At 73.1% G+C, this 19,851-nt stretch carries 21 protein-coding genes and 1 pseudogene; 13 read left to right on the top strand and 9 right to left on the bottom strand.

Annotated features, from left to right (window positions below):
• Window positions 1-73 precede the first annotated feature (73 nt).
• Entirely contained in the window at window positions 74-1,426 is a 1,353-nt protein-coding gene (locus TOK_RS29090; protein ID WP_098961178.1) for an MFS transporter, read from the top strand.
• Here TOK_RS29090 and TOK_RS29085 read toward each other — a convergent pair.
• The gene (locus tag TOK_RS29085; protein WP_253258711.1) at window positions 1,398-2,123 is read right to left on the bottom strand and encodes a gamma-glutamylcyclotransferase; all 726 of its coding nucleotides are present in this window, start codon (window positions 2,121-2,123) and stop codon (window positions 1,398-1,400) included. The genes TOK_RS29090 and TOK_RS29085 overlap by 29 nt on opposite strands.
• 26 nt (window positions 2,124-2,149) lie before the next feature.
• Between TOK_RS29085 and mtnA the strand changes: the two genes are divergently transcribed.
• From mtnA to TOK_RS29070, 3 genes are all read left to right on the top strand, one after another.
• A complete protein-coding gene (gene mtnA, locus TOK_RS29080; protein WP_216362144.1) occupies window positions 2,150-3,115 on the top strand; it encodes an S-methyl-5-thioribose-1-phosphate isomerase in 966 nt (321 codons plus the stop codon).
• Window positions 3,112-4,299, top strand: coding sequence for an MFS transporter (locus TOK_RS29075; RefSeq protein ID WP_098961176.1), 1,188 nt, complete (start codon window positions 3,112-3,114; stop codon window positions 4,297-4,299). The genes mtnA and TOK_RS29075 overlap by 4 nt, the downstream gene beginning before the upstream one ends.
• A gap of 97 nt (window positions 4,300-4,396) precedes the next feature.
• Complete coding sequence (locus TOK_RS29070) at window positions 4,397-4,759, top strand: hypothetical protein (protein WP_098961175.1); 363 nt, start codon at window positions 4,397-4,399, stop codon at window positions 4,757-4,759.
• Window positions 4,760-4,869: 110 nt separating this feature from the next.
• Here TOK_RS29070 and TOK_RS29065 read toward each other — a convergent pair whose 3' ends face one another.
• Both TOK_RS29065 and TOK_RS29060 read right to left on the bottom strand, forming a co-directional pair.
• Window positions 4,870-5,505: an MBL fold metallo-hydrolase gene (locus TOK_RS29065; protein WP_098961174.1), complete on the bottom strand. Its 636-nt coding sequence runs from the start codon at window positions 5,503-5,505 to the stop codon at window positions 4,870-4,872.
• Window positions 5,505-6,590 (bottom strand): S-(hydroxymethyl)mycothiol dehydrogenase, encoded by a 1,086-nt coding sequence (locus TOK_RS29060; RefSeq protein WP_098961173.1) that lies wholly within the window; start codon window positions 6,588-6,590, stop codon window positions 5,505-5,507. Before TOK_RS29060 ends, TOK_RS29065 begins: the two co-directional genes overlap by 1 nt.
• A gap of 101 nt (window positions 6,591-6,691) precedes the next feature.
• On the opposite strand from TOK_RS29060, the gene TOK_RS29055 reads away from it, so the two are divergent.
• Both TOK_RS29055 and TOK_RS29050 read left to right on the top strand, forming a co-directional pair.
• Window positions 6,692-7,441 carry an enoyl-CoA hydratase/isomerase family protein gene (locus tag TOK_RS29055; RefSeq protein ID WP_098961172.1) on the top strand — a complete coding sequence of 250 codons (750 nt, stop codon included), beginning with the start codon at window positions 6,692-6,694 and terminating at the stop codon, window positions 7,439-7,441.
• Between the two features lie 101 nt (window positions 7,442-7,542).
• Window positions 7,543-8,703 carry a fumarylacetoacetate hydrolase family protein gene (locus TOK_RS29050; protein WP_098961171.1) on the top strand — a complete coding sequence of 387 codons (1,161 nt, stop codon included), beginning with the start codon at window positions 7,543-7,545 and terminating at the stop codon, window positions 8,701-8,703.
• Window positions 8,704-8,899: 196 nt separating this feature from the next.
• Here the strand turns inward: TOK_RS29050 and TOK_RS29045 are convergent.
• From TOK_RS29045 to TOK_RS29035, 3 genes and pseudogenes are all read right to left on the bottom strand, one after another.
• Window positions 8,900-9,133 (bottom strand): annotated as a pseudogene (locus tag TOK_RS29045) (oxidoreductase); the annotation flags it as partial.
• A 45-nt stretch (window positions 9,134-9,178) separates the two neighbouring features.
• Window positions 9,179-9,598 (bottom strand): thioesterase family protein, encoded by a 420-nt coding sequence (locus TOK_RS29040; protein WP_098961266.1) that lies wholly within the window; start codon window positions 9,596-9,598, stop codon window positions 9,179-9,181.
• Complete coding sequence (locus TOK_RS29035) at window positions 9,591-9,917, bottom strand: cupin domain-containing protein (RefSeq protein WP_098961170.1); 327 nt, start codon at window positions 9,915-9,917, stop codon at window positions 9,591-9,593. Before TOK_RS29035 ends, TOK_RS29040 begins: the two co-directional genes overlap by 8 nt.
• Window positions 9,918-10,027: 110 nt before the next feature.
• Between TOK_RS29035 and TOK_RS29030 the strand changes: the two genes are divergently transcribed.
• Window positions 10,028-10,240 carry a hypothetical protein gene (locus TOK_RS29030; RefSeq protein ID WP_246115450.1) on the top strand — a complete coding sequence of 71 codons (213 nt, stop codon included), beginning with the start codon at window positions 10,028-10,030 and terminating at the stop codon, window positions 10,238-10,240.
• A gap of 17 nt (window positions 10,241-10,257) precedes the next feature.
• Here the strand turns inward: TOK_RS29030 and TOK_RS29025 are convergent, their stop codons facing one another.
• On the bottom strand, window positions 10,258-10,971 hold the full coding sequence (locus tag TOK_RS29025; RefSeq protein ID WP_098961169.1) for a MerR family transcriptional regulator: 714 nt from the start codon (window positions 10,969-10,971) through the stop codon (window positions 10,258-10,260).
• Between the two features lie 91 nt (window positions 10,972-11,062).
• On the opposite strand from TOK_RS29025, the gene TOK_RS29020 reads away from it, so the two are divergent.
• The 3 genes from TOK_RS29020 (at window position 11,063) to TOK_RS29010 (ending at window position 15,218) form a co-directional block, all read left to right on the top strand.
• Window positions 11,063-12,283 (top strand): acetyl-CoA C-acetyltransferase, encoded by a 1,221-nt coding sequence (locus TOK_RS29020; protein WP_098961168.1) that lies wholly within the window; start codon window positions 11,063-11,065, stop codon window positions 12,281-12,283.
• 1 nt (window position 12,284) lies between these two features.
• Window positions 12,285-14,444, top strand: a complete 2,160-nt coding sequence (locus TOK_RS29015; protein WP_098961167.1) for a 3-hydroxyacyl-CoA dehydrogenase NAD-binding domain-containing protein — start codon at window positions 12,285-12,287, stop codon at window positions 14,442-14,444.
• Between the two features lie 138 nt (window positions 14,445-14,582).
• Window positions 14,583-15,218: a DedA family protein gene (locus TOK_RS29010; RefSeq protein WP_253258710.1), complete on the top strand. Its 636-nt coding sequence runs from the start codon at window positions 14,583-14,585 to the stop codon at window positions 15,216-15,218.
• A 16-nt stretch (window positions 15,219-15,234) separates the two neighbouring features.
• Here the strand turns inward: TOK_RS29010 and TOK_RS29005 are convergent, their stop codons facing one another.
• Window positions 15,235-16,326, bottom strand: coding sequence for a glutamate--cysteine ligase (locus tag TOK_RS29005; RefSeq protein WP_098961166.1), 1,092 nt, complete (start codon window positions 16,324-16,326; stop codon window positions 15,235-15,237).
• Between the two features lie 105 nt (window positions 16,327-16,431).
• Between TOK_RS29005 and TOK_RS29000 the strand changes: the two genes are divergently transcribed.
• Complete coding sequence (locus TOK_RS29000; RefSeq protein WP_098961165.1) at window positions 16,432-17,205, top strand: ANTAR domain-containing protein; 774 nt, start codon at window positions 16,432-16,434, stop codon at window positions 17,203-17,205.
• On the opposite strand, the gene TOK_RS28995 is transcribed toward TOK_RS29000, so the two are convergent.
• Window positions 17,153-18,517, bottom strand: coding sequence for an acyltransferase (locus tag TOK_RS28995; protein WP_098961164.1), 1,365 nt, complete (start codon window positions 18,515-18,517; stop codon window positions 17,153-17,155). The genes TOK_RS29000 and TOK_RS28995 overlap by 53 nt on opposite strands.
• Window positions 18,518-18,652: 135 nt before the next feature.
• On the opposite strand from TOK_RS28995, the gene TOK_RS28990 reads away from it, so the two are divergent.
• Together TOK_RS28990 and TOK_RS33065 are read left to right on the top strand one after the other, a co-directional pair.
• On the top strand, window positions 18,653-18,943 hold the full coding sequence (locus tag TOK_RS28990; RefSeq protein ID WP_098961263.1) for a Dabb family protein: 291 nt from the start codon (window positions 18,653-18,655) through the stop codon (window positions 18,941-18,943).
• Window positions 18,944-19,034: 91 nt separating this feature from the next.
• On the top strand, window positions 19,035-19,851 hold an 817-nt coding region (locus TOK_RS33065), incomplete at its 3' end, for an ATP-binding cassette domain-containing protein (protein ID WP_253258708.1).

Genomic DNA, 19,851 nt, shown 5'->3' with positions numbered 1-19,851 from the left:
CGCTCGCCCGTGCTCCCGAGCGCCGGTCGTCATCGCCCCGCTCGACGCGGGGCGGCTCTCGGGGAGGTAAGGCATGTCCACGACCGGCGAAGCCGAACATCGGCAGGACGGTCCGGCGCAGAGCGAGGTACCGGAGGCGACCGTCCGCAAAGCGGTCGGCGCGGCGGCGATGGGCAACCTCGTCGAGTGGTTCGACTACGGCATCTACAGCTATGTGACCGTCTACATCGCGGCGAGCATCCTCGGCGGCGACAACGCCTCGAACGTCGGTCTCGTCCTCGCGCTGTTCGCGGTCGCCTATCTGGTCCGGCCCTTCGGCGGGATCGTCCTCGGACCGCTCGGCGACCGCATCGGGCGCAAGAAGGTCCTGGCGATGACGATCGTCACGATGTCGGGCGCCAGCTTCCTGCTCGGCTGCCTGCCGACGTTCTCCGTCGCAGGCTGGGGTGCACCGGTCCTGCTGATCCTGATCAGGCTGGTCCAGGGGTTCGCGACCGGTGGTGAGTACGGCGGCGCGGCCGCGTTCATCGCCGAGTACGCCCCCGACAAGAAGCGCGGCTTCTACTGCAGCTTCCTGGAGTTCGGCACGACCGGCGGCTTCGTGCTGGCCGCGGGCATGGTCACGATCCTCGAGGTCAGCCTGTCCGACGCCGCCATGCACGCCTGGGGCTGGCGCATCCCGTTCCTCGTCGCGGGCCCGCTCGGCCTCGTCGGGCTGTGGCTGCGGTCGAAGCTGGAGGACACCCCGGCCTTCAAGGCCCTGGAGGAGAAGGCCGAGGTCTCGGACTCGCCGCTCAAGGACGTCCTCACCAAGCACTGGCGCCCGATCCTCGTGTGCATCGGCCTGGTGCTGTTCTACAACGTCGCCGTCTACACGGTGCTGTTCTACATGCCCACCTACCTGCAGACGACGCTCGAGCTCGAGGCGACGCCCGCGCTGCTCTACGTGCTCGGCATGATGCTGGTGATCATGTTCGTGATCATCCCGGTCGGCGCGCTGTCCGACCGGATCGGCCGGAAGCCGCTGATCATCACGTCGTGCATCGGCTTCATCGTGCTGTCCTACCCGGCGTTCCTGCTGCTCGACTCGTCGACGGCGTGGGGCACGGTCCTCGGCCTGGTCATCCTCGCGCTGCTGCTGGTGATGCTGCTCGGCACCATGTCGGCGACGCTGCCGGCGCTGTTCGACACCGAGGTGCGCTACGGCGGCTTCTCCATCGGGTACAACATCTCGACGTCGATCTTCGGTGGTACGGCGCCCGCGATCCTCGCCTGGCTGGTCACCTCCACGGGGAACAACGCCTTCCCCGGCGTGTACCTGGCGGTGGCGTCGCTGCTCTCGCTGGCGGCGGTCTTCGTCGTCAAGGAGAGTGCGGGCAAGCCGCTGCCGGGCGCGGTCACGACCTCGGTGTCGACGACGGCCTGAGCTGTGGGCGGCGACAGCCGCTGCAGCGGCTGTCGCCGTTCACGAGTACCTGAGACCGTCCGACGGCGCGGGCTCCCCGCCGAGCGACCGTGCGGCATCCTGCGACACAGCGCACCACCGCGCCGTCGACCAGCAGCGGCCGGCGGATCGGCGTCGCACCCACATAGGCGCGGACCTCCGGCAGGAGCGTCCCCTCGTCGGTGCGGACGTCCCCGGTGCGCAGCCGGGCCAGGCGGTAGCGGCCGTCACCCTCGCGGGAGGCGCCCTCGCACACGTCGAGGACCGCGACCTGCTCCGGGGTCGCCAGCCACACCGCGTGCTGCTCCTCGACGCCCGGCGCCGCAGCCAGCACCGCCGGCCGGGCCCCGTCACGCGTGCGCAGCCCGTGTGCCCACACCGCGGCCAACCCGTGCGTGCGCACCCGCAGCACGACCACCGGTTCCCGGCCCAGCCCGAGGAACTCGCGCAGCCAGCTGATCTTCGACGGGTTCCGGTTGGAGCCGTAGGCGAGCACAGCCATCCGGTCCGAGGTCGGCGGCGTCCCGCGGGCGGTGAGCCAGCGGTCGATCGGCTGGCCCCCCACCTGGCCCGCGACGAGCGGGAACCCCGTCCTGTCGACGTGCACGAACGACGTCGGCGGCACCGCGCCCGGGTAGGGGTCGGCGGGAAATCTCTCGTCCGCGTACACCCCGTCCATCAGCGCGAGCCTAGGCTGTTCCGGTGTTGCCCCCCACGATCTCCTGGGCGGACGGCCGGATCGAGATGCTCGACCAGACCGCCCTGCCGCGCCTGCGCACCGTCTCCGTGACGACGGTCGACGGCGTCGTCGACGCCATCCGCCGCCTCGTCGTCCGTGGCGCCCCCGCGCTGGGGGTGGCGGGCGCGCTGGGGGTGGCGCTCGCCGCGCGCACCCTCGACGGTGACGCCCTCGCCGAGGCCGCCGCCCGCATCGGCGCCGCCCGTCCCACCGCGGTCAACCTGTCCGTCGGCGTCCGGCGCGCGCTCGCGGTCGCCGACCGGGGTCCCGACGCCGTCCTCACCGAGGCGCTCGCGGTCCGCGACGAGGACATCGCCGCCTGCCACGCCATCGGTGCCCGCGGCGCGGGCCTGCTCACCGAGCTGTGCGGGCGCGAACCCCTGCGGCTGCACACCCACTGCAATGCGGGCGCGCTGGCCTGCGTCGAGTGGGGCACGGCGCTCGGCGTCGTCCGGTCGCTGCACGAGGACGGCCGCGTCGCCCACGTCGTCGCCGACGAGACCCGCCCGCTGCTGCAGGGGGCCCGCATCACCGCCGTCGAGCTCGCCTCGATCGGGGTGGCGCACCGGGTCGTCGTCGACGGGGCGGGCCCGTCGATCATCGCCCGCGGGCTCGTCGACGCGGTCGTCGTCGGTGCGGACCGCATCGCCGCGAACGGCGACGTCGCCAACAAGATCGGCACCTACCCGCTCGCGCTGGCCGCTGCCCGCGCCGGGATCCCGTTCGTCGTCGCGGCGCCCGAGTCGACCGTCGACGTCGCCACCCCCGACGGCGACGCCATCGAGATCGAGGAGCGCGACCCCGCCGAGGTGCTCGGTACCGGGACCGTCCTGACGTCGACGCAGGCCTGGAACCCGGCCTTCGACGTGACGCCACACGACCTGGTCACCGCTGTCGTCACCGAGCGCAGGACCTGGCGGCCCGGCACGTGAGGAAGGGCCTGCAGAGCATCACGTTCTGGCTGTTGCTCGTCGCGACGGTCCTGGCGTTCGGTGGCTACTCGCTGCTGCTGCCGATCGTCCCCCTGTGGGTGACCGAGGGCGGCGCGGGCCCGTTCGGCGCCGGCGTCACGACGGGCGTCCTGATGGCCGTCACCGTCGCCACCCAGTTCGCCGTCCCGTGGATGCTGCGCCGGATCGGGCACCGGTGGGTGCTGGTCGTCGGCATGGTGCTCATGGGGGCGCCCGCGCCGCTGCTCGCCCTGTCGTCGGATCTGGCTCCGGTGCTCGTGGTGACGACGGTGCGTGGCGTCGGGTTCGGCATGGTCACCGTCGCGGGCAGCGCGCTCGTCGCGGAGCTCCTCGACCCCGCCGAGCACAGCCGCGGCGCGAGCCGGTTCGGGCTGGCCATCGGGCTGCCGCTGGTCGCGCTGCTCCCGACGGGCGTCGCCGTCGTCGACTGGTTCGGGTTCACCGCGGTATTCGCGGCCGGCGCGCTCCCGCTCCTGGGCGCCGCGCTGATGCTGTTCATGCGTCTCGGCCGGTCGCCCGCCGCTGTGACCGTCGACGACCCCGATGCGGCCACCGCCGGCATCGTCGGTGCCGGCTCCGGCGCGGTCCCCGACACCGCCCGGTGGCGCGGCGAGACCGGCCCGCTGCTGGCCATGCTCGCCTGCGCGACCGCCCAGGGCGGCCTCATCACGTTCCTGCCGGTCACCGGGACCGCGGCGGCCGCGGCACTGGCCCTGTTCGCGATGGCCGTGGGCACGCTCGTCGGCCGGTTCCTGGCCGGGGAGCTGGCACACCGCCGGAACCTGGGCGGGAGGCTGCAGGTTCCCGGCGTACTGCTCGGTGTGGTCGGGATGCTGGCCGAGGTCGGGGCGTCGCTGCCGTCCGGTGGTGGGGAGGCGCTGTTCGTCGTCGGCGCGCTGCTCGTCGGGTTCGGGTTCGGCATGGTGCAGAACGACTCGCTCGTGCAGCTGTTCGCGCTCGGTGGCCGCGCGGGGTACGGGCGGGCAAGCGCCCTGTGGAACGCCGCCTTCGACGCGGGCGTCGGCCTCGGGGCGGTCGGGCTCGGCGCGGTCGCCGGTCCGTTCGGGTTCGCCGTGGCCTACGGCGCGGGCACGGCATTCCTGCTGCTCGTCGCCCCGTTCGCCCGGAGACCGGCCCGGAGATGACGGTTCGAGCACGAACGCTCCGGTCGGGGGTCGCTCGTCAGGGTGGATGACGGTTCGCGGAGCGCCCACCTGGGCTTCCGCTTCGTACCGTGATGGAGTGACCCCACGTGACCTGGCCGCGGCGCTCGCCTCGCGGCTCGACGACGTCGTCCCCGCCGGGCTGCACGTGCGCGCCGACGGGGCCAGGGTCGTGGTGCTGCGCGGCGACGCCGTGATCGGGGGATCGGCCGCGGCCAGGCTCCTCGACGGCGACACCGGTGACCGTCAGGTGGCCACCGCCGCCTACGCGACGATCAACGCCGTGCAGGAGGTCGTGGCACACAGCGTCGCGTCGCCGTGGCCCGCCCGCACGGGCGCCCGCCCGATCCCGCAGGCGCGGCTCGACGGGCGGATCCTGCGCGCCTGGTACGGCCCCACCGAGCGCCCGGTCCTGGCCCTCGACCCCGTCCCGGTGCGCTGACCGGTCAGGACGTGCGGCCGGGCATCGCGGCCGGGCGCCCGTGGGCGGCAGCGGCCGCGGCGGACCTGTCGTCGTAGGTGACGACGGCGCCGAGACCGCCACTCACGGGGTCAGTTGCCCCGGCGGATCCATTCCTCGAGGTGGGGGAGCTCGGCGCCGATCGTCGTCGAGTCGCCGTGGCCGGTGCGGACCACGGTGTCGCCGGGCAGGGTCAGGAGCCGGCCGCGGATGGAGTCGATGATCGTGTCGAACGACGAGTAGGAGCGTCCCGTCGCTCCGGGGCCACCGTTGAACAGGGTGTCACCGGAGAACAGCACGCCCAGGTCCTCGGAGTACAGGCACGTCGAGCCGGGGGAGTGTCCGGGCGTGACCAGTGCCCGCAGCTCGACGCCGCCGGCGCGCAGGACGTCGCCGTCGGTGATCTCGCGGTCGGGCCTGCGGTCGGGGTGGGTCATCTCCCACAGCGGCGCCTCGGCCGGGTTGAGCAGGATCGGGGCGTCGAAGCGGTCGGCGACGTGCGGGGCCTGGTTGACGTGGTCGTCGTGGGCGTGGGTGCACACGACAGCGACGACGCGGCGGCCGGCGACACCCTCGGTGATCTTCTCCAGGTCGTGCGCGGCGTCGATGACGATGACCTCGTTGTCGTCGCCGACGATCCACACGTTGTTGTCGACGTCCCAGGTGCCTCCGTCGAGGGAGAACGTTCCGGAGGTGACGACGTGGTCGACCGGTCCGGCGGGGGTCATCAGAGGACCACGACCGAGCGGAGGACCTCGCCGCGTTCCATGCGGTGGAAGGCTTCCTCGACGGCGTCGAGGCCGATCTCCTCGGACACGAACTTGTCCAGGGGGAGCCGGCCCTGCAGGTAGAGGTCGATGAGCATGGGGAAGTCGCGTGCGGGGAGGCAGTCGCCGTACCAGGAGGACTTGGTGGCGCCGCCGCGGCCGAAGATCTCGATCATCGGGATGTCGAAGGTCATGTCCGGGGTGGGGACGCCGACGAGGACGGCGGTGCCGGCGAGGTCGCGGGCGAAGAATGCCTGCTTGAGGGTCTCGGGGCGGCCGACGGCGTCGATGACGACGTCGGCGCCGTTGCCGCCGGTGAGTTCCTTGATGGCCTCGACCGCGTCGACTTCACGGGAGTTGATGGTGTGGGTGGCGCCGAAGCCCTTGGCCCACTCCAGCTTGGTGGGGTCGACGTCGACGGCGATGATCGTGGTGGCGCCGACGAGGTTGGCGCCCGCGATGGCGGCGTTGCCGACGCCGCCGCAGCCGATGACGGCGATCGAGTCGCCGCGGGAGACGCCGCCGGTGTTGATGGCCGCGCCGATGCCGGCCATCACCCCGCAGCCGAGCAGGCCGGCTGCTGCGGGTCGGGCGGAGGCGTCGACCTTGGTGCACTGGCCCGCCGCGACGAGGGTCTTCTCGGCGAAGGCGCCGATGCCCAGGGCGGGGGAGAGCTCGGTGCCGTCGGCGAGGGTCATCTTCTGGGTGGCGTTGTGGGTGTTGAAGCAGTACTGCGGCTTGCCCTTACGGCAGGCGCGGCATTGTCCGCAGACGGCGCGCCAGTTGAGGATGACGAAGTCGCCGGGGGCGAGGTCGGTGACGCCGTCGCCGATGGACTCGACGATTCCGGCGGCTTCGTGGCCGAGGAGGAACGGGAACTCGTCGTTGATGCCGCCTTCGCGGTAGTGCAGGTCGGTGTGGCAGACGCCGCAGGCCTGGATCTGCACGACGGCCTCGCCGGGGCCGGGGTCGGGGACGGTGATCGTCTCGACGGAGACGGGGGCGCCCTTGCTGTGGGCGACGACCGCGCGGACCTGTTGCGACATGGTTTCTTCTCCCGGGGGCTCGGCGTCGAGGCGGGGGCGTCCCCGCGATTCATGCAGAGCTTTTCATGTCCGGGTCGACCTTCGCGGGTTAGGTTCCGAGGGTGATCGAACGAGTCGACGACGACGGGGTCGCGATCCTGACGATGGCCCACGGGCCGGTCAACGCGATGGACATCGAGCTGTGCGAAGGGATCACCGAGACCTTCCGCGGGCTCACGGCCGACCCCGCCCGGGCGGTCGTGCTCACCGCGGGCGGCGGCTCGTTCTCCGCGGGCGTGGACCTCAGGCAGTTCCTCGACGGCGGCGCACCCTACGTCGAACGCTTCCTGCCCGCGCTCGCCGCCTGCTTCCGCGCGGTGTTCGACCTGCCCAAGCCGGTCGTCGCCGCCGTCAACGGGCACGCCATCGCCGGCGGGTGCGTCCTCGCCGCGTGCGCCGACACCGCGATCATGGCGGACGGCAAGGGCCGCATCGGCCTCGCCGAGCTCCAGGTGGGCGTGCCGTTCCCGCGGATCGCGCTGGAGGCGATGCGCAACGCGGTCGGCGAGGTCACGGCGCGCCGGCTCGTCATGGGCGCGCGCACCCACCCGCCCGCCGAGGCGCTCACGCTCGGCCTCGTCGACGAGCTCGTCGCCCCGGACACGTTGCGGGAGAAGGCCGTCGAGATCGCGCGCGGGCTCGCGGGCATCCTGCCCGACACCTTCGCAGCGACCAAGGCCGCGCTGCGCCGCGAGGCCACCGACCGGGCCGACCGCTACACCGTCGACGACGAGGTCGCGCTGCGGCTGTGGACCAGGCGCGCCACCGACGGCCACGTCGCCGCCTACCTGGAGCGCGCCACCGGACGCTGACGGCGCGTTCGTCCGACCCGCGCCGGCCGGGACGATGGGCGCATGACCGGACTGACCGGGGTGAGCGCCGGAGCCCGCGCGGACGGCTAGCGTCTGCGGGCATGGGATCACCGGCGATCGGGACGGGACTCGCACTCGGGGTCGTGGCCGGGACGGGCCGCCCCGGACCGTCGCGGATCGCGGCACCCACCCCGGACGGCCTGCTCGACGTCGGCGCCCTCGCCGCGACCGAGAACGTCGCCTTCGCCGAGGTCCTCGGTCACCCCACCCTCGACGCGCTGCTCGCCACGAGCCGTGCCTTGTGGGGCGACGTCGTCGGCTGGCTCGGCGAACGGCTCGCCGACCCCGACCGGATCGGGCCGTTCCTGTTGCCCGGCAACGGGGTCGTGCCCGTCCTGCCGTTCGCCGTCGCCGACTACGTCGACTTCTACGCCTGCGAACAGCATGCGGTCAACGGCGCGCAGATCCTGCGGCCGGGCAGCGCGACGACCGCGCCGAACTGGCGGCACCTGCCCGTCGGCTACCACGGCCGGGCGGGGACGGTCGTCGTCAGCGGGACACCCGTGACCCGGCCGGCGGGGCAGCGCGCGGCCGGCGACTGGGGTCCGACGCGGGCGCTCGACGTCGAGGCCGAGCTGGGGTTCGTCTGCGGCGGACCGGTGCAGGGCCCCGTGTCGATGGACGACGCGCTGGACCACGTCTTCGGCGTCGTCCTGCTCAACGACTGGTCGGCCCGCGACGTGCAGGCCTTCGAGTCGAGGCCACTCGGGCCGATGCTGGGCAAGTCGTTCGCGACGGCCGTGTCCGCCTGGGTCACCCCGCTCGACGTCCTCGCCGGCGCCTGGGTCGACCCGCCCGCACGCGACCCCGAGCCGCTGCCCCACCTGCGGGGCAAGGCCGACCGCGGTCTCGACGTCACGATGGAGCTGCGCCTCGGCGGTGCGCTCGTCTCCACCCCGCCCGCCGCCGACCTCTACTGGACCCCCGCCCAGCTCGTCACCCACCTGACGTCGAACGGCGCGAGGCTGCGACCCGGCGACCTGCTCGGCTCCGGCACCGTGTCGGGCGCTCGGCGCGAGCAGTGGGGGAGCTTCCTGGAGCTGTCGTGGGGTGGCGCCGACCCGGTCGCGCTGCCCGGCGGACAGACCCGCACCTACCTCGAGGACGGGGACGAGGTCGTCATCACCGCGACGTTCCCCGGCCCCGACGGCACCCGGCTCGCCCTGCCGGAGGTGCGCAACCGGGTGCTTCCGGCGCGGTGAGCCACGCAGCCCAGCGCGACCATGTCGCCGTGGCCCAGGTGGCCCAGGTGGCCCAGGTGGCCCAGGTGGCCCAGGTGGCCCAGGTGGTCCAGGTGGCGCTGCAGCGGCGTCATGATGCCGCCGTGGTTGCCGAGGACGCCCGGACGCCGCTGTCGCGGGGGATGGTGTCGAGGTGCGGCGTGAACAGGGCGTTCGTACCGGCGGTCCCCGCGAGTGCCTCCCGGGCGACGTCGGGCCGCCGCGCCGGGACGACGACGTGTGCACCCGCGTCGACGAGCGCGCGGGTCGCCTCCAGACCGATCCCGGAGTGCCCGCCCCTCATCACGACGAGCTTGCCGGTGAGGTCGATCCCGTCGAGGACGTCGGCTGCGGTGCTCGTGGCGCTGAACGGGGAACCGATGCCGTGCTGCGCTGTGGTGGTGCGTGTCATGCGATCGACGCGAGGGGCTGGAGCGCGCTCCAGCGCAAGCCCCGTTCAGAGCGGGCGCAGCGGCATCGGTGCGCCGAGGGCGTCGGCGAGCATCGGCGGGATCTCGCGTGTGCCGGAGCCGTCCGTCGCGATCACGACGTAGGTGGTCCGGCCCCCACAGGTGATCTCCTCGTCGCGCAGCACGTCGAAGTCGAGCACGAAGCTGGTGCGGCCCAGGCGCGCCGTCGACACCGCGACGGTGATCTCGTCGCCCCAGCCGACGCCCGACCGCCAGTCGATCTCCGAGCGGACGAGCTGGACGTCGTGGCCCGCCTCGAGCATCTGCTTGTACGGCAGCCCCCGGTCGGCGAGGAACGCCGCCATCGCCTCGTCGAACCACGCCAGGTACCAGGAGTTGAAGACGACGTTCTGCGCGTCGACCTCCAGGTAGCGCACCGTGACCGGGAAGCGGAACGCGTCAGTCACGGGCACCTTCCGGCGGCGCGAACACGACGACGATCGAGAGGTCCTCGCTGACGTCGACGAACTGGTGCCGCTCACCGGCCTGGACGAACACGACGGTGCCCGGGCCGACGGGGTACTCGCCCTCCTCGCACCGCAGCGTCGCCCGCCCGCGCGCGACGAGGTAGACCTCGTCCTCGCCGTGCGGGTGCTGCCCGTCCTTGCCACCCACCGGGATGCAGTAGGTGCCGACCGACAGGTCCCGGGATCTCACGTGCTCGCGGTACTGGTTGGGTTCGCCGTCGCGAACGGCGAAGACGCCGGCGGCTCGCAGGACCTCCACGGGGTGAACGTATACCGGCCCGGGGACCGGAGCGCCTCCACCGACCGGGCGTTGCCGCACCATCGACGGCGTGCGAACATGTGTTCGAGTTCGGTCTCGGGGGGAGTGTCGTGGCGACGGAGATCCTGCGGATGCACTGCTGCGGAGTCGAGTGGGTGGGCGCCGACCGCGCGCACTGCTGCCGGCGCACGGGCGGCTGCGGCGCGCTGTTCGACGACGCGAAGCTCTGGGACGCGCACCGGCGTCGCGGGCGGTGCCACGATCCCCGGGAGCTCGGGCTGGTGCAGACGCGCAACGGCATCTGGCTGCGGCCCGCCGCCTGAGCGCAGGTCCGGAGGGCTCAGCCGACGCGGTCGCGGATCGTCCGGTTCACCGCGCGGCCGAACGCGGCGACGACGCCCTGCACGGTGATCGGCTTGAGCCGCTCGAGGGTCTCGGCGAGGCGGGCCCGTTGCGAGGCGGGGCGGCCGGCGTCGCGGTAGGGCTGCAGGACGTCGCGCTGGAACAGTGCCATCAGGTCCTCGGCCAGCGCGGTCGTGTGCTTCGCGATCAGCTCGTGGGACGCGCGCAGCAGGTCGGGCGGCAGGCCGGAGTCGAGCATGTCCAGGCCCGGTCCGAGTGCGCCGTGCAGCCGGACGCGGCCGTCGTCGAGGAGCTCCAGTACGCCGAGGGTCTCCAGGTCGGCCAGTGCGGCGTCACCGAGGGGGCGCCCGGCGCGGCGGTCGAGCTCGGCGCGGTCCACGTCCTCCAGGTACTCGGGCACCCAGGGGGTGAGCAGTGCGCGGTGCAGGGCGAGGTCCTCGGGGGTGACGCCGTGCGGCACGCGTTCGAGATGGCGCTCGATGGCGGCGAGGGTGAAGCCGAGCGCCGACATCTCGCCGATCAGCTCCAGGCGGGCGACGTGCTCGTCGCCGTAGAGGCCGGTGCGCCCGCGCAGCGTGGGCGGCCCGACGAGCCCGCGCCCGGCGTAGAAGCGGATGGTGCGCACGCTGAGCCCGGTCCGTCGGGCCAGCTGGTCGATCGTCAGCTGCCGGGGGGTCTCGTGCACGTCCATGTGAGGAGGCTACGACGACCTTGACCTATGTGACAGTGCTGCTGTAACAAAGATGGTGCCGACATTGCCGTCCTGCAGCCGAGAGGTCAGCATGAGCCAGATCCCAGAGGCCTACATCTACGACGCGATCCGGACCCCACGTGGCCGGGGCAAGGCCTCGGGCTCGTTGCACGAGGTCAAGCCGATCGCGCTGGTCGTGAGCCTGATCCACGAGCTTCGAGAGCGCTTCCCCGGACTCGACCCCGCGGTCGTCGACGACGTCGTCCTCGGCGTCGTGACCCCGATCGGCGACCAGGGCGGCGACATCGCCAAGGCCGCCGCGATCGCCGCCGGCCTGCCCGACACGGTCGCCGGCGTGCAGCTCAACCGCTTCTGCGCCTCCGGCCTGGAGGCCGTGAACACCGCCGCGCAGAAGGTCCGCTCCGGCATGGAGGAGATGGTCCTCGCCGGTGGCGTCGAGGCCATGTCGCGCGTGCCGATGGGGTCGGACGGCGGTGCCTGGGCCATGGACCCCGAGACCGCCTACGACACCGGGTTCGTCCCCCAGGGCATCGGCGCCGACCTCATCGCGACGCTGGAGGGCTTCTCCCGCACCGACGTCGACACCTTCGCCGTCGAGTCGCAGACCCGGGCCGCCAAGGCCTGGGCCAACGGGTACTTCGCCCGCTCGGTCGTGCCGGTCCGTGACCGCAACGGCCTGCCCGTCCTGGAGCGCGACGAGCACGTCCGCGCCGGCACCACCCTCGACAACCTCGCCGGGCTCAAGCCGTCGTTCGAGATGATGGGCGCCGAGGGCGGCTTCGACGCCGTGGCCCTGCAGCGCTACCACTGGGTCGAGAAGATCGACCACGTCCACCACGCCGGGAACTCCTCCGGCATCGTCGACGGCGCCGCGCTGACGCTGATCGGGACCGAGGCCGCCGGGAAGGCCGCGGGGATGACGCCGCGCGCCCGCATCGTCGCCACCGCGCTCTCGGGCGCCGACCCGACGATCATGCTCACCGGGCCCGCGCCCGCCAGCCGCAAGGCGCTGGCCAAGGCCGGGCTCACCGTCGACGACATCGACCTCTTCGAGATCAACGAGGCGTTCGCCGCCGTCGCGCTGCGCTACATGCGCGACATGGGGATCTCGCACGAGAAGACCAACGTCAACGGCGGCGCCATCGCCATGGGGCACCCGCTGGGCGCCACCGGGGCGATGATCATCGGGACGTTGATCGACGAGCTGGAACGCCGGGACCTGCGCCGGGGCCTCGCCACGCTGTGCGTCGGCGGCGGCATGGGAATCGCGACGATCGTGGAGCGTGTCTGACATGGCCGATCTTTCCGGCAAGGCCGTCCGCTGGGAGAAGGGCGCCGACGGGATCGCCGTCGTCACCCTCGACGACCCGGGCAAGAGCGCCAACACGATGAACGACGCCTACAAGGCGGCCATGGGCTCCACGGTGGACGAGCTGGTCGCCGCCCGTGAGGACCTCGTCGGCGTGATCGTCACGTCGGCCAAGAAGACGTTCTTCGCCGGTGGCGACCTGGAAGCGCTGTCGGCCGCGCAGCCGTCGGACGCGGGTGCGGTCATGGAGAACGTCACCGAGATCAAGGCGCAGCTGCGCAGGCTGGAGACGCTCGGCAAGCCGGTCGTCGCGGCCATGAACGGCACCGCGCTCGGCGGCGGCCTGGAGATCGGCCTCGCCTGCCACCACCGCATCGGCCTCGACAGGCCCGGCGTCGTCTACGGGTTGCCCGAGGTCACGCTGGGCCTGCTGCCCGGCGGCGGTGGCGTCACCCGGATCACCCGCATGCTCGGGATCATGAACGGGTTCATGCAGGTCCTGGCGCTGGGACAGCGGCACAAGCCCGCGGCGGCGCTGGAGATCGGGATCGTCGACGAGCTCGCGGCAACTCCCGAGGAGATGCTGGAGAAGGCCCGCGCCTGGATCGCCGCCAATCCGGACGCCGCACAGCCGTGGGACAGGCCCGGCTTCAAGGTGCCCGGCGGGACCCCGGCGCAGCCGAAGCTCGCCTCGATCCTCCCGGCGTTCCCGGCCAACCTGCGCAAGCAGCTCAAGGGCGCGCCCATGCCGGCGCCGCGCAACATCCTGTCGGCGGCCGTCGAGGGCACCCAGGTCGATTTCGACACCGCGCTGCGCATCGAGTCGCGCTACTTCGTCGAGCTCGTCTGCGGCCAGGTCTCGAAGAACATGACGAAGGCGTTCTTCTTCGACCTGCAGGCCATCAACGGCGGCCGCTCCCGCCCGGACGGCCACGAGAAGTGGCAGCCGCGCAAGGTCGCCGTCCTCGGCGCCGGGATGATGGGCGCCGGAATCGCCTACACGTGCGCACTCTCGGGCTGGGACGTCGTGCTCAAGGACGTCTCGCTGGAGGCTGCGGAGAAGGGGAAGGCCTACTCCGAGGGGCTCGTCGCCAAGGGTGTCAAGCGCGGGAGGACCACGCTGGAGAAGGGCGAGGCGCTGCTGCAGCGCATCACCCCGACCGACGACTACAACGACCTCGCGGGCTGCGACATCGTCATCGAGGCCGTCTTCGAGTCGGTCGCGCTCAAGCAGGAGGTCTTCCGCGAGGCGATGAAGGTGATCGAGCCCGACGCGCTGCTCTGCTCGAACACCTCCACGCTGCCGATCACCGAGCTCGCCGCGGGGCTCGACCGCCACGGCGACTTCATCGGGCTGCACTTCTTCTCGCCCGTCGACAAGATGCCGCTCGTCGAGATCATCAAGGGCGAGCAGACGTCCGACGCGACCGTCGCCAAGGCGTTCGACGTGACGCTGGGGATGCGCAAGACCCCGATCGTCGTCAACGACAGCCGTGGTTTCTTCACCTCGCGCGTGATCGGGACGTTCATCAACGAGGGCGTCTCCATGATCGCGGAGGGCATCGACCCGCAGACCGTCGAGCAGGCGTCCTCGCAGGCCGGCTACCCCGCGCCCGTGCTCCAGCTGCTCGACGAGCTGACGCTGACGCTGCCGCAGAAGATCCGCAAGGAGTCCCAGGCCGCGGCGGGCGACTCGTGGGTCGCGCACCCGGCCGACGCGATCGTCGACAGGCTGGTGGACCTCGGGCGGACCGGGAAGTCCGGCGGCGCCGGATTCTACGAGTACGTCGACGGCAAGCGGACCGGGCTGTGGCCGGGGCTGCGCACCGAGTTCGGCGCCACGAACCACGACGTCGACCTGCACGAGCTGTCGGAGCGGATGCTCGTCATCGAGGCACTGGAGACGCAGCGCTGCTTCGACGAGGGCGTGCTGGAGACCGTGCCCGACGCCAACATCGGCTCGATCTTCGGTATCGGCTTCCCGGCCTGGACCGGCGGGGTCGTGCAGTACGTCGAGGGCTTCCCGGGCGGGGTCGCGGGCTTCGTGGCCCGGGCCGACGAGCTCGCCGCGAAGTACGGCGACCGCTTCAGTGTCCCGGACTCGCTGCGCGCCAAGGCGTCCGGCCCCTCAGCGGCGGCGTAGGCCCTCCGAACGTCAGGAACGGCACTTCCCGCAACTGGACTGCGGGAAAGTGCCGTTCCTGCATGTCGAAGGGTCTGCCGGGCGCGGGGCCGCGCGGTTTCTCAGGCTTGATTCAGGCAAATCGGGCACGGTGAAGGGGTGGCCGACTGGATTTTCTCGATCGTCGACCGGCTGGGTGCCGTCGGAGTGGGGCTGCTCATCCTGCTGGAGAACCTGATCCCCCCGATCCCGTCCGAGCTGATCCTGCCGCTGGCAGGGTTCCGGGCCCGGGCCGGTGCGATGGACGTCGTGCTCGTCTGGGCGTGCGCGACCGCGGGCTCGCTGCTCGGCGCGCTCGTCCTCTACGCCGTCGGCGCCGGACTGGGCTACGAACGGCTGCAACGGTTGGCGTCGAAACGCTGGTTCGTCCTGGTCGGCGTGTCCGACCTGGAACGCGGGCGCACGCTGTTCGAGCGCCGGGGCGGCTGGATCGTGCTGCTCGGCCGGTGCGTGCCGGTGGTGCGCAGCGCGGTGTCCGTGCCCGCGGGGCTGGCGCGGCAGCCGATCGGCCGCTTCGTGGCGCTGACCGCGGTCGGCAGCGGCGTCTGGAACGCCGTGTTCATCGGTGCCGGCTGGCTGATGGGGGAGCACTGGGACCGAGTCGAGGCCTGGCTCGGGCCGGTGAGCTACGTCGTCGTCGGGCTCGTCGTGGTCGGGGTCGTGTGGCTGGCGGTCCGGAAGCGCCGGGCCGCGAAGGGTGTCCGCCGCGGGGGAGCGCATCGCCTGCGCCGCTGACCGCTCGTCCGCGGGGTCAGAGGGTTGCGGAGAGGGCGACGTCGCGCAGGTCGCCGCCGCGGGCCAGGACGGCGCGCTGGGCGACCGCGCCCGTGCCGCGAGCCCGGAGGTCGGTCAGGAGCGTCTTCACCGTCCCGGTGTCGCCGGCCTCGTCGAGCGCGTCGCCCACGTGGTTCAGCAGCAGGTCGACGACGTCGTCGGCGGGGGAGGGCAGCCAGCTGCCGGGGTCGAGCAGGGCGCCGTCGAGGCCGGTCCGCGACGCCCGCCACGACGCGAGCCGCAGCACCTCGACACGCACCTCCGGCGCCGGCTCACCGGCCCGCCACGACCGCACCGCGGTCTCGACGAGCGCCCGGGTCAGCGCCGCGACGAGGACCGCGTCGCCGGGCTCACGACAGACGTCGGCCACCCGGATCTCCAGCGTGGGGTGCCGGCGCGACGGGCGGACGTCGAAGTAGACCATCCCCTCGTCGAGGACGGTGCCGCTCGCCACCATGGCGTCGACGGTCTCGCGGTACGCCGCGACCGACCCGAACGCGGGGGTGGGCCCGGCCGTGGGCCAGCGCGACCACACCTGCTGGCGGTAGGAGGCGTAGCCGGAGTCCGCGCCCTGCCACAGCGGCGAGTTGGTGCTGAGCGCCAGCAGCGGCGCGAGCCACGGACGGACGCGGTCGAGCGCGGCGACCGCCTCCTCGTCGGAGTCGACCCCGACGTGGACGTGGCAGCCGCAGGTCATGTTCTCGGCCACGGCCAGCCCGAACCGCTCGGCCATCCGCCGGTAGCGGTCGCCCTCGGAGACGGTGGGGTCGGCGGGCAGCGGAGACGTCGCGATCGCGGCCGGGACGGTCCCGGCGGAAGCGGCCGCCTCGACCGCCGCGGCCCGGGCCGCGCGCACGCCGCGGTCGAGCTCGTCGAGGGTGGCCGCCGGACGGGTCCCCGTCTCGAGCATCTCGCGGTGCAGCTCGCCGGTGACGTCGGGTGCCTCCGCCGGCGGTGGGGGCTGTGCGTCCAGATGGCGCAACACGACCCCGCCGACGGCACGCGGCCGCCCCGAAGCAGGGTCCACCAGGAGAAACTCCTCCTCGACACCAACGGTGCGTACTGTCACGAGACGAAACGTAGTCGGCGCACGTGACGGCAAACCTGCTCTCACCCCGTTGCCCACACGAAGCCGTCACGCCATAGTTCTCCGGCGGGACGGAGAAGGAGCGGTGTGGTCACGGAGAACGACTGGGCCAACGACCGGTACGCATTCGTCGAGGGCCGGGAGGGGGCCTCGACAGGACTGCTCGCCGGGCAGTTCGTCAGCCTCGCCGAACGGCTGCTCGAGGCGACGACCGTCCACGAGGTGCTGACGCGGGTCGTCCACGCGGGCAAGGCCGTCATCGCCGGGGCGGACCTGGTGAGTGTGACGATGCGGTCGCCGGAGGGTGGTTTCCACACCCCCGTCGAGACCGACGCGCTGGCCACCCGGCTCGACGAGCTGCAGTACTCGCTCGACGAGGGCCCCTGCGTGGAGGCGACACGGACGCCCGGGCTGGGCCTGGTCGCGAGCGCCGACCTGCGGTCCGGTGCGCAGTTCCCGAAGTGGGGGCCGGCCGCGGCGGGCGCGGGGGCGCGCAGCGTGCTCGCCGTCGGACTGTTCCCGGCCGGGGAGACCCCGCGGCTCGGGGCACTGAACTTCTACTCGTTCGCCGTCGACGGCTTCGCGGCCGCCGACCCGGACGTCGCGCTCGTGCTGGCCGCGCACGCGTCGACGGCGCTGGCGGCCACCAAAGCCACCACCGCCGCCGAGCTGGAGGTCGCGCAGATCAAGCAGGCCCTGGCCAGCCGTGACGTCATCGGCCAGGCCAAGGGCATCCTGATGGAGCGCCGGGGGATCAGCGCCGCCGAGGCGTTCGACGTTCTGCGCTCGGCCTCACAGTCGCTCAACGTCAAGCTCGCGCAGGTCGCCGAGACGCTCGTGTCGCGGCGCGCGGAACTGTGAACCCGCGCGTCGCCAGCAGGTAGCCGACGGCCACGACCGCCGACCAGACCGCGGGCTCCGCGACGACGGCGAGCAGCCCGGCGTCGACGTCCGGCGCGAACCCGCGGGCGGCCAGCCCCAGCATCCCCGCGGCGGCGAGGACCAGCCCGACGTACACGGCGACGGGGTGGGCGCCACGCCGGCCGGCCGCCGCGGACCGCGTCTCCAGCGACCCGAAGGCACGGACCAGCACCACGAGCGCCGCGAGGAGGCCTGCGATCCACAGCGGCGCACCGGCCAGCCACAGCGGGCCGAACGGGTCGGGGGTGTGTGAGCCGAAGGCCAGCGTCAGCACCCCGACCCCGACGACGAGCGCGCTCATGTGCCACAGGAACACCGTCATCGTGCGCGGGGCCAGGACGGTGAGGCCGCGTTCGACGGGCCGCCACGTCGCGAACCGGACCAGCGCCGGACGCAGGGCGAAGAGGAAGCCCAGCTGCGCGATCGCCAGCGTGACCAGGCACAGCGTGGGCGGGCTCATGTTGGAGACGGGTGCGCCCGGCATCCCGATCATCGACGCCGGGTAGGGCCCGAACCCGACGAGTGCGGCCGTCGCCGCCAGGCCCACGACCCCGGCCAGCGCCGCACCCCGACGGCCCGTCGCGGCGAAGCGGCCGTCGGCGTACGCGACGCCGACCTGGTGGACGGCGACCCAGACCAGGACGGCGTTGACGTAGCCGACGAGCGGCACCCCGGCGAACCGCAGCGCGTCGACGGCCGCCGCGCCCACGACGAGCGGGACCAGCACGGCGAGCCCGAAGCGGCGGTGCAGGGCGACGGTCAGCGGCGTCAGCGCGACCAGGATCAGCTGGACGACGAGGAACCACAGCAGCTGCGGCACCGTGCTCGCCGCGAGGTGCAACGGCTGTCCGGGCACGCCGAGCGCGAGGAGCACCACCGGCAGCGGCAACCACACCACGACCAGCGCGGCGACGGGCAGGACCAGCCGGTGCAGGCGGCCGACGAGCCAGCCCGCCGCGTCGCCGCCCTTGGCACTGGTCCGTGCCCACGAGATCGCGGCCGCCGCGCCGGACGCGAAGAACACCAGCGGCATGACCTGCCCGACCCACGTCCACGCCCAGGCGCCCGGCGCCGACAGGGCGTTGCCGGCGACGAGCGCGGCACCGTCGCGGGTGATCACCGGCATCAGCCAGTGCTGCACCACGACGAGCGCGATCGCGCCGCTGCGGATCAGGTCGAGCAGCACGTCACGGCCCACGCCGGGGCGTGCCGCGACCCGGTCGGGCGGGGGCGTGGCGGTCTGCGTCGTCATGCATCGAGCGTGTCGTCGGGGAGCCCGGAACACAGCGGGGCCACCAGGCGTCGTCGCAGCGGCTGACCCGACGCCGGTGGTGGGGCTGGCCCCACCCTTGCCGGGGTGGCCGGACCGTGTGACAACGTGAGCCTCGTGATCCGAAACGTTGTGGTGGGAACCGTCAAGGACGGCGTGACCGTGGACCAGATGGAGGAGGCGCTCGCGGCGATCCGCGGGATGTCCGTCCCCGGTGTCGAGCTGACCGTGGTGACCGGTGTCGACCTCGGCCTGCGCGAGGGGAACGCGAACTTCGCGATCACCGTCGACCTCGCCGACGAGGACGCCTACCGCACCTACGACTCCGACGACGAGCACAACCGCATCCGACGCGAGCTGTTCGCCCCGATCAGCGCGTCGATCCAGCGGATCCAGATCCGTCTCTGACGGCGCGGGCGCCCTTTGGGCGCAGCGCAGCGGTCCGCCCGGCGCAGCGCCGTCCCGCTCGGTGCCGGACCCGGGGCACGATGACCGCGTGATGCGTCTCGAGGGGGTGCGCAAGCGATACGGCCGGCGATCGGCGGAGGTCCTCGCGGGGATCGACCTCGACCTCGAACCCGGCCGTCCCGTCGTGCTCCGAGGCGGCAACGGCTCCGGGAAGTCGACGTTGCTGCGGATCGCCGCGGGCGCGTCGTCGCCGTCGGCGGGACGGGTCGTCGGACGGCCCCGGGTCGTCGGCTACGTGCCCGACCGGTTCCCCGCGCAGCTGCGCATGCCCGTCGGGGTCTACCTGCGCCATCTCGCCGCGATCCACGGTGCCGGGCCCGGCGCCGTCCGGGAGGCCACCGAGATGCTGGCCGAGATGGCGTTCTCGGCGGGCGCCGGCACGCCGTTGCTGCAGCTGTCCAAGGGCAACGCGCAGAAGGTCGGCCTGGCCCAGGCGTTGACGTGCGGGGCGGGCCTGGTCGTCCTCGACGAGCCCTGGTCGGGTCTCGACGCGGAGTCGTCCCCGCGGCTGTCCGCTCGGCTCGCCGCGATCGCTGCGGCAGGCACGACCGTCCTGGTCGCCGACCACACCGCGCACGGCCCGCGGCTCACCGGCGCGACGGTCCTGCGCGTCGAGGCCGGAACGCTGCGGCCCGAGGAGGCCGCGCCCCCGGTCGACGAGGTGACCGTCATTGAGCTCGCGGGCGACGGCGACCCGCGCTCGGCGGTGCCGTCGCTGCCGCCCGGCTCCGAGTCGCGCGTCGTGCCCGGCCCCGGGCCGGCGTCGTGGCGGCTGCGGGTGCGCCTCCCGGCGACCGCGGGCGACGCCGTTCTGGCCGGGGCCATCGCCCGCGGGGCCACGGTCCTGT

It is taken from the genome of Pseudonocardia sp. N23 (assembly GCF_002583555.1).
Classification (GTDB): Bacteria; Actinomycetota; Actinomycetes; order Mycobacteriales; family Pseudonocardiaceae; genus Pseudonocardia.
The sequence above is the reverse complement of the archived record's forward strand: the minus strand, read 5'-3'. Positions and strand labels throughout refer to the sequence as shown.

What these genes read in the sequence shown, in the direction of transcription:
- TOK_RS29025 (WP_098961169.1), bottom strand. Translation starts at nt 10,971, where the DNA reads ATGGACGTGCACGAGACCCCCCGGCAGCTGACGATCGACCAGCTGGCC.
- TOK_RS29090 (WP_098961178.1), top strand. Translation starts at nt 74, where the DNA reads ATGTCCACGACCGGCGAAGCCGAACATCGGCAGGACGGTCCGGCGCAG.
- TOK_RS29020 (WP_098961168.1), top strand. Translation starts at nt 11,063, where the DNA reads ATGAGCCAGATCCCAGAGGCCTACATCTACGACGCGATCCGGACCCCA.
- TOK_RS29085 (WP_253258711.1), bottom strand. Translation starts at nt 2,123, where the DNA reads ATGGACGGGGTGTACGCGGACGAGAGATTTCCCGCCGACCCCTACCCG.
- TOK_RS29065 (WP_098961174.1), bottom strand. Translation starts at nt 5,505, where the DNA reads ATGACCCCCGCCGGACCGGTCGACCACGTCGTCACCTCCGGAACGTTC.
- TOK_RS29050 (WP_098961171.1), top strand. Translation starts at nt 7,543, where the DNA reads ATGGGATCACCGGCGATCGGGACGGGACTCGCACTCGGGGTCGTGGCC.
- TOK_RS29015 (WP_098961167.1), top strand. Translation starts at nt 12,285, where the DNA reads ATGGCCGATCTTTCCGGCAAGGCCGTCCGCTGGGAGAAGGGCGCCGAC.
- TOK_RS29060 (WP_098961173.1), bottom strand. Translation starts at nt 6,590, where the DNA reads ATGTCGCAACAGGTCCGCGCGGTCGTCGCCCACAGCAAGGGCGCCCCC.
- TOK_RS28995 (WP_098961164.1), bottom strand. Translation starts at nt 18,517, where the DNA reads ATGACGACGCAGACCGCCACGCCCCCGCCCGACCGGGTCGCGGCACGC.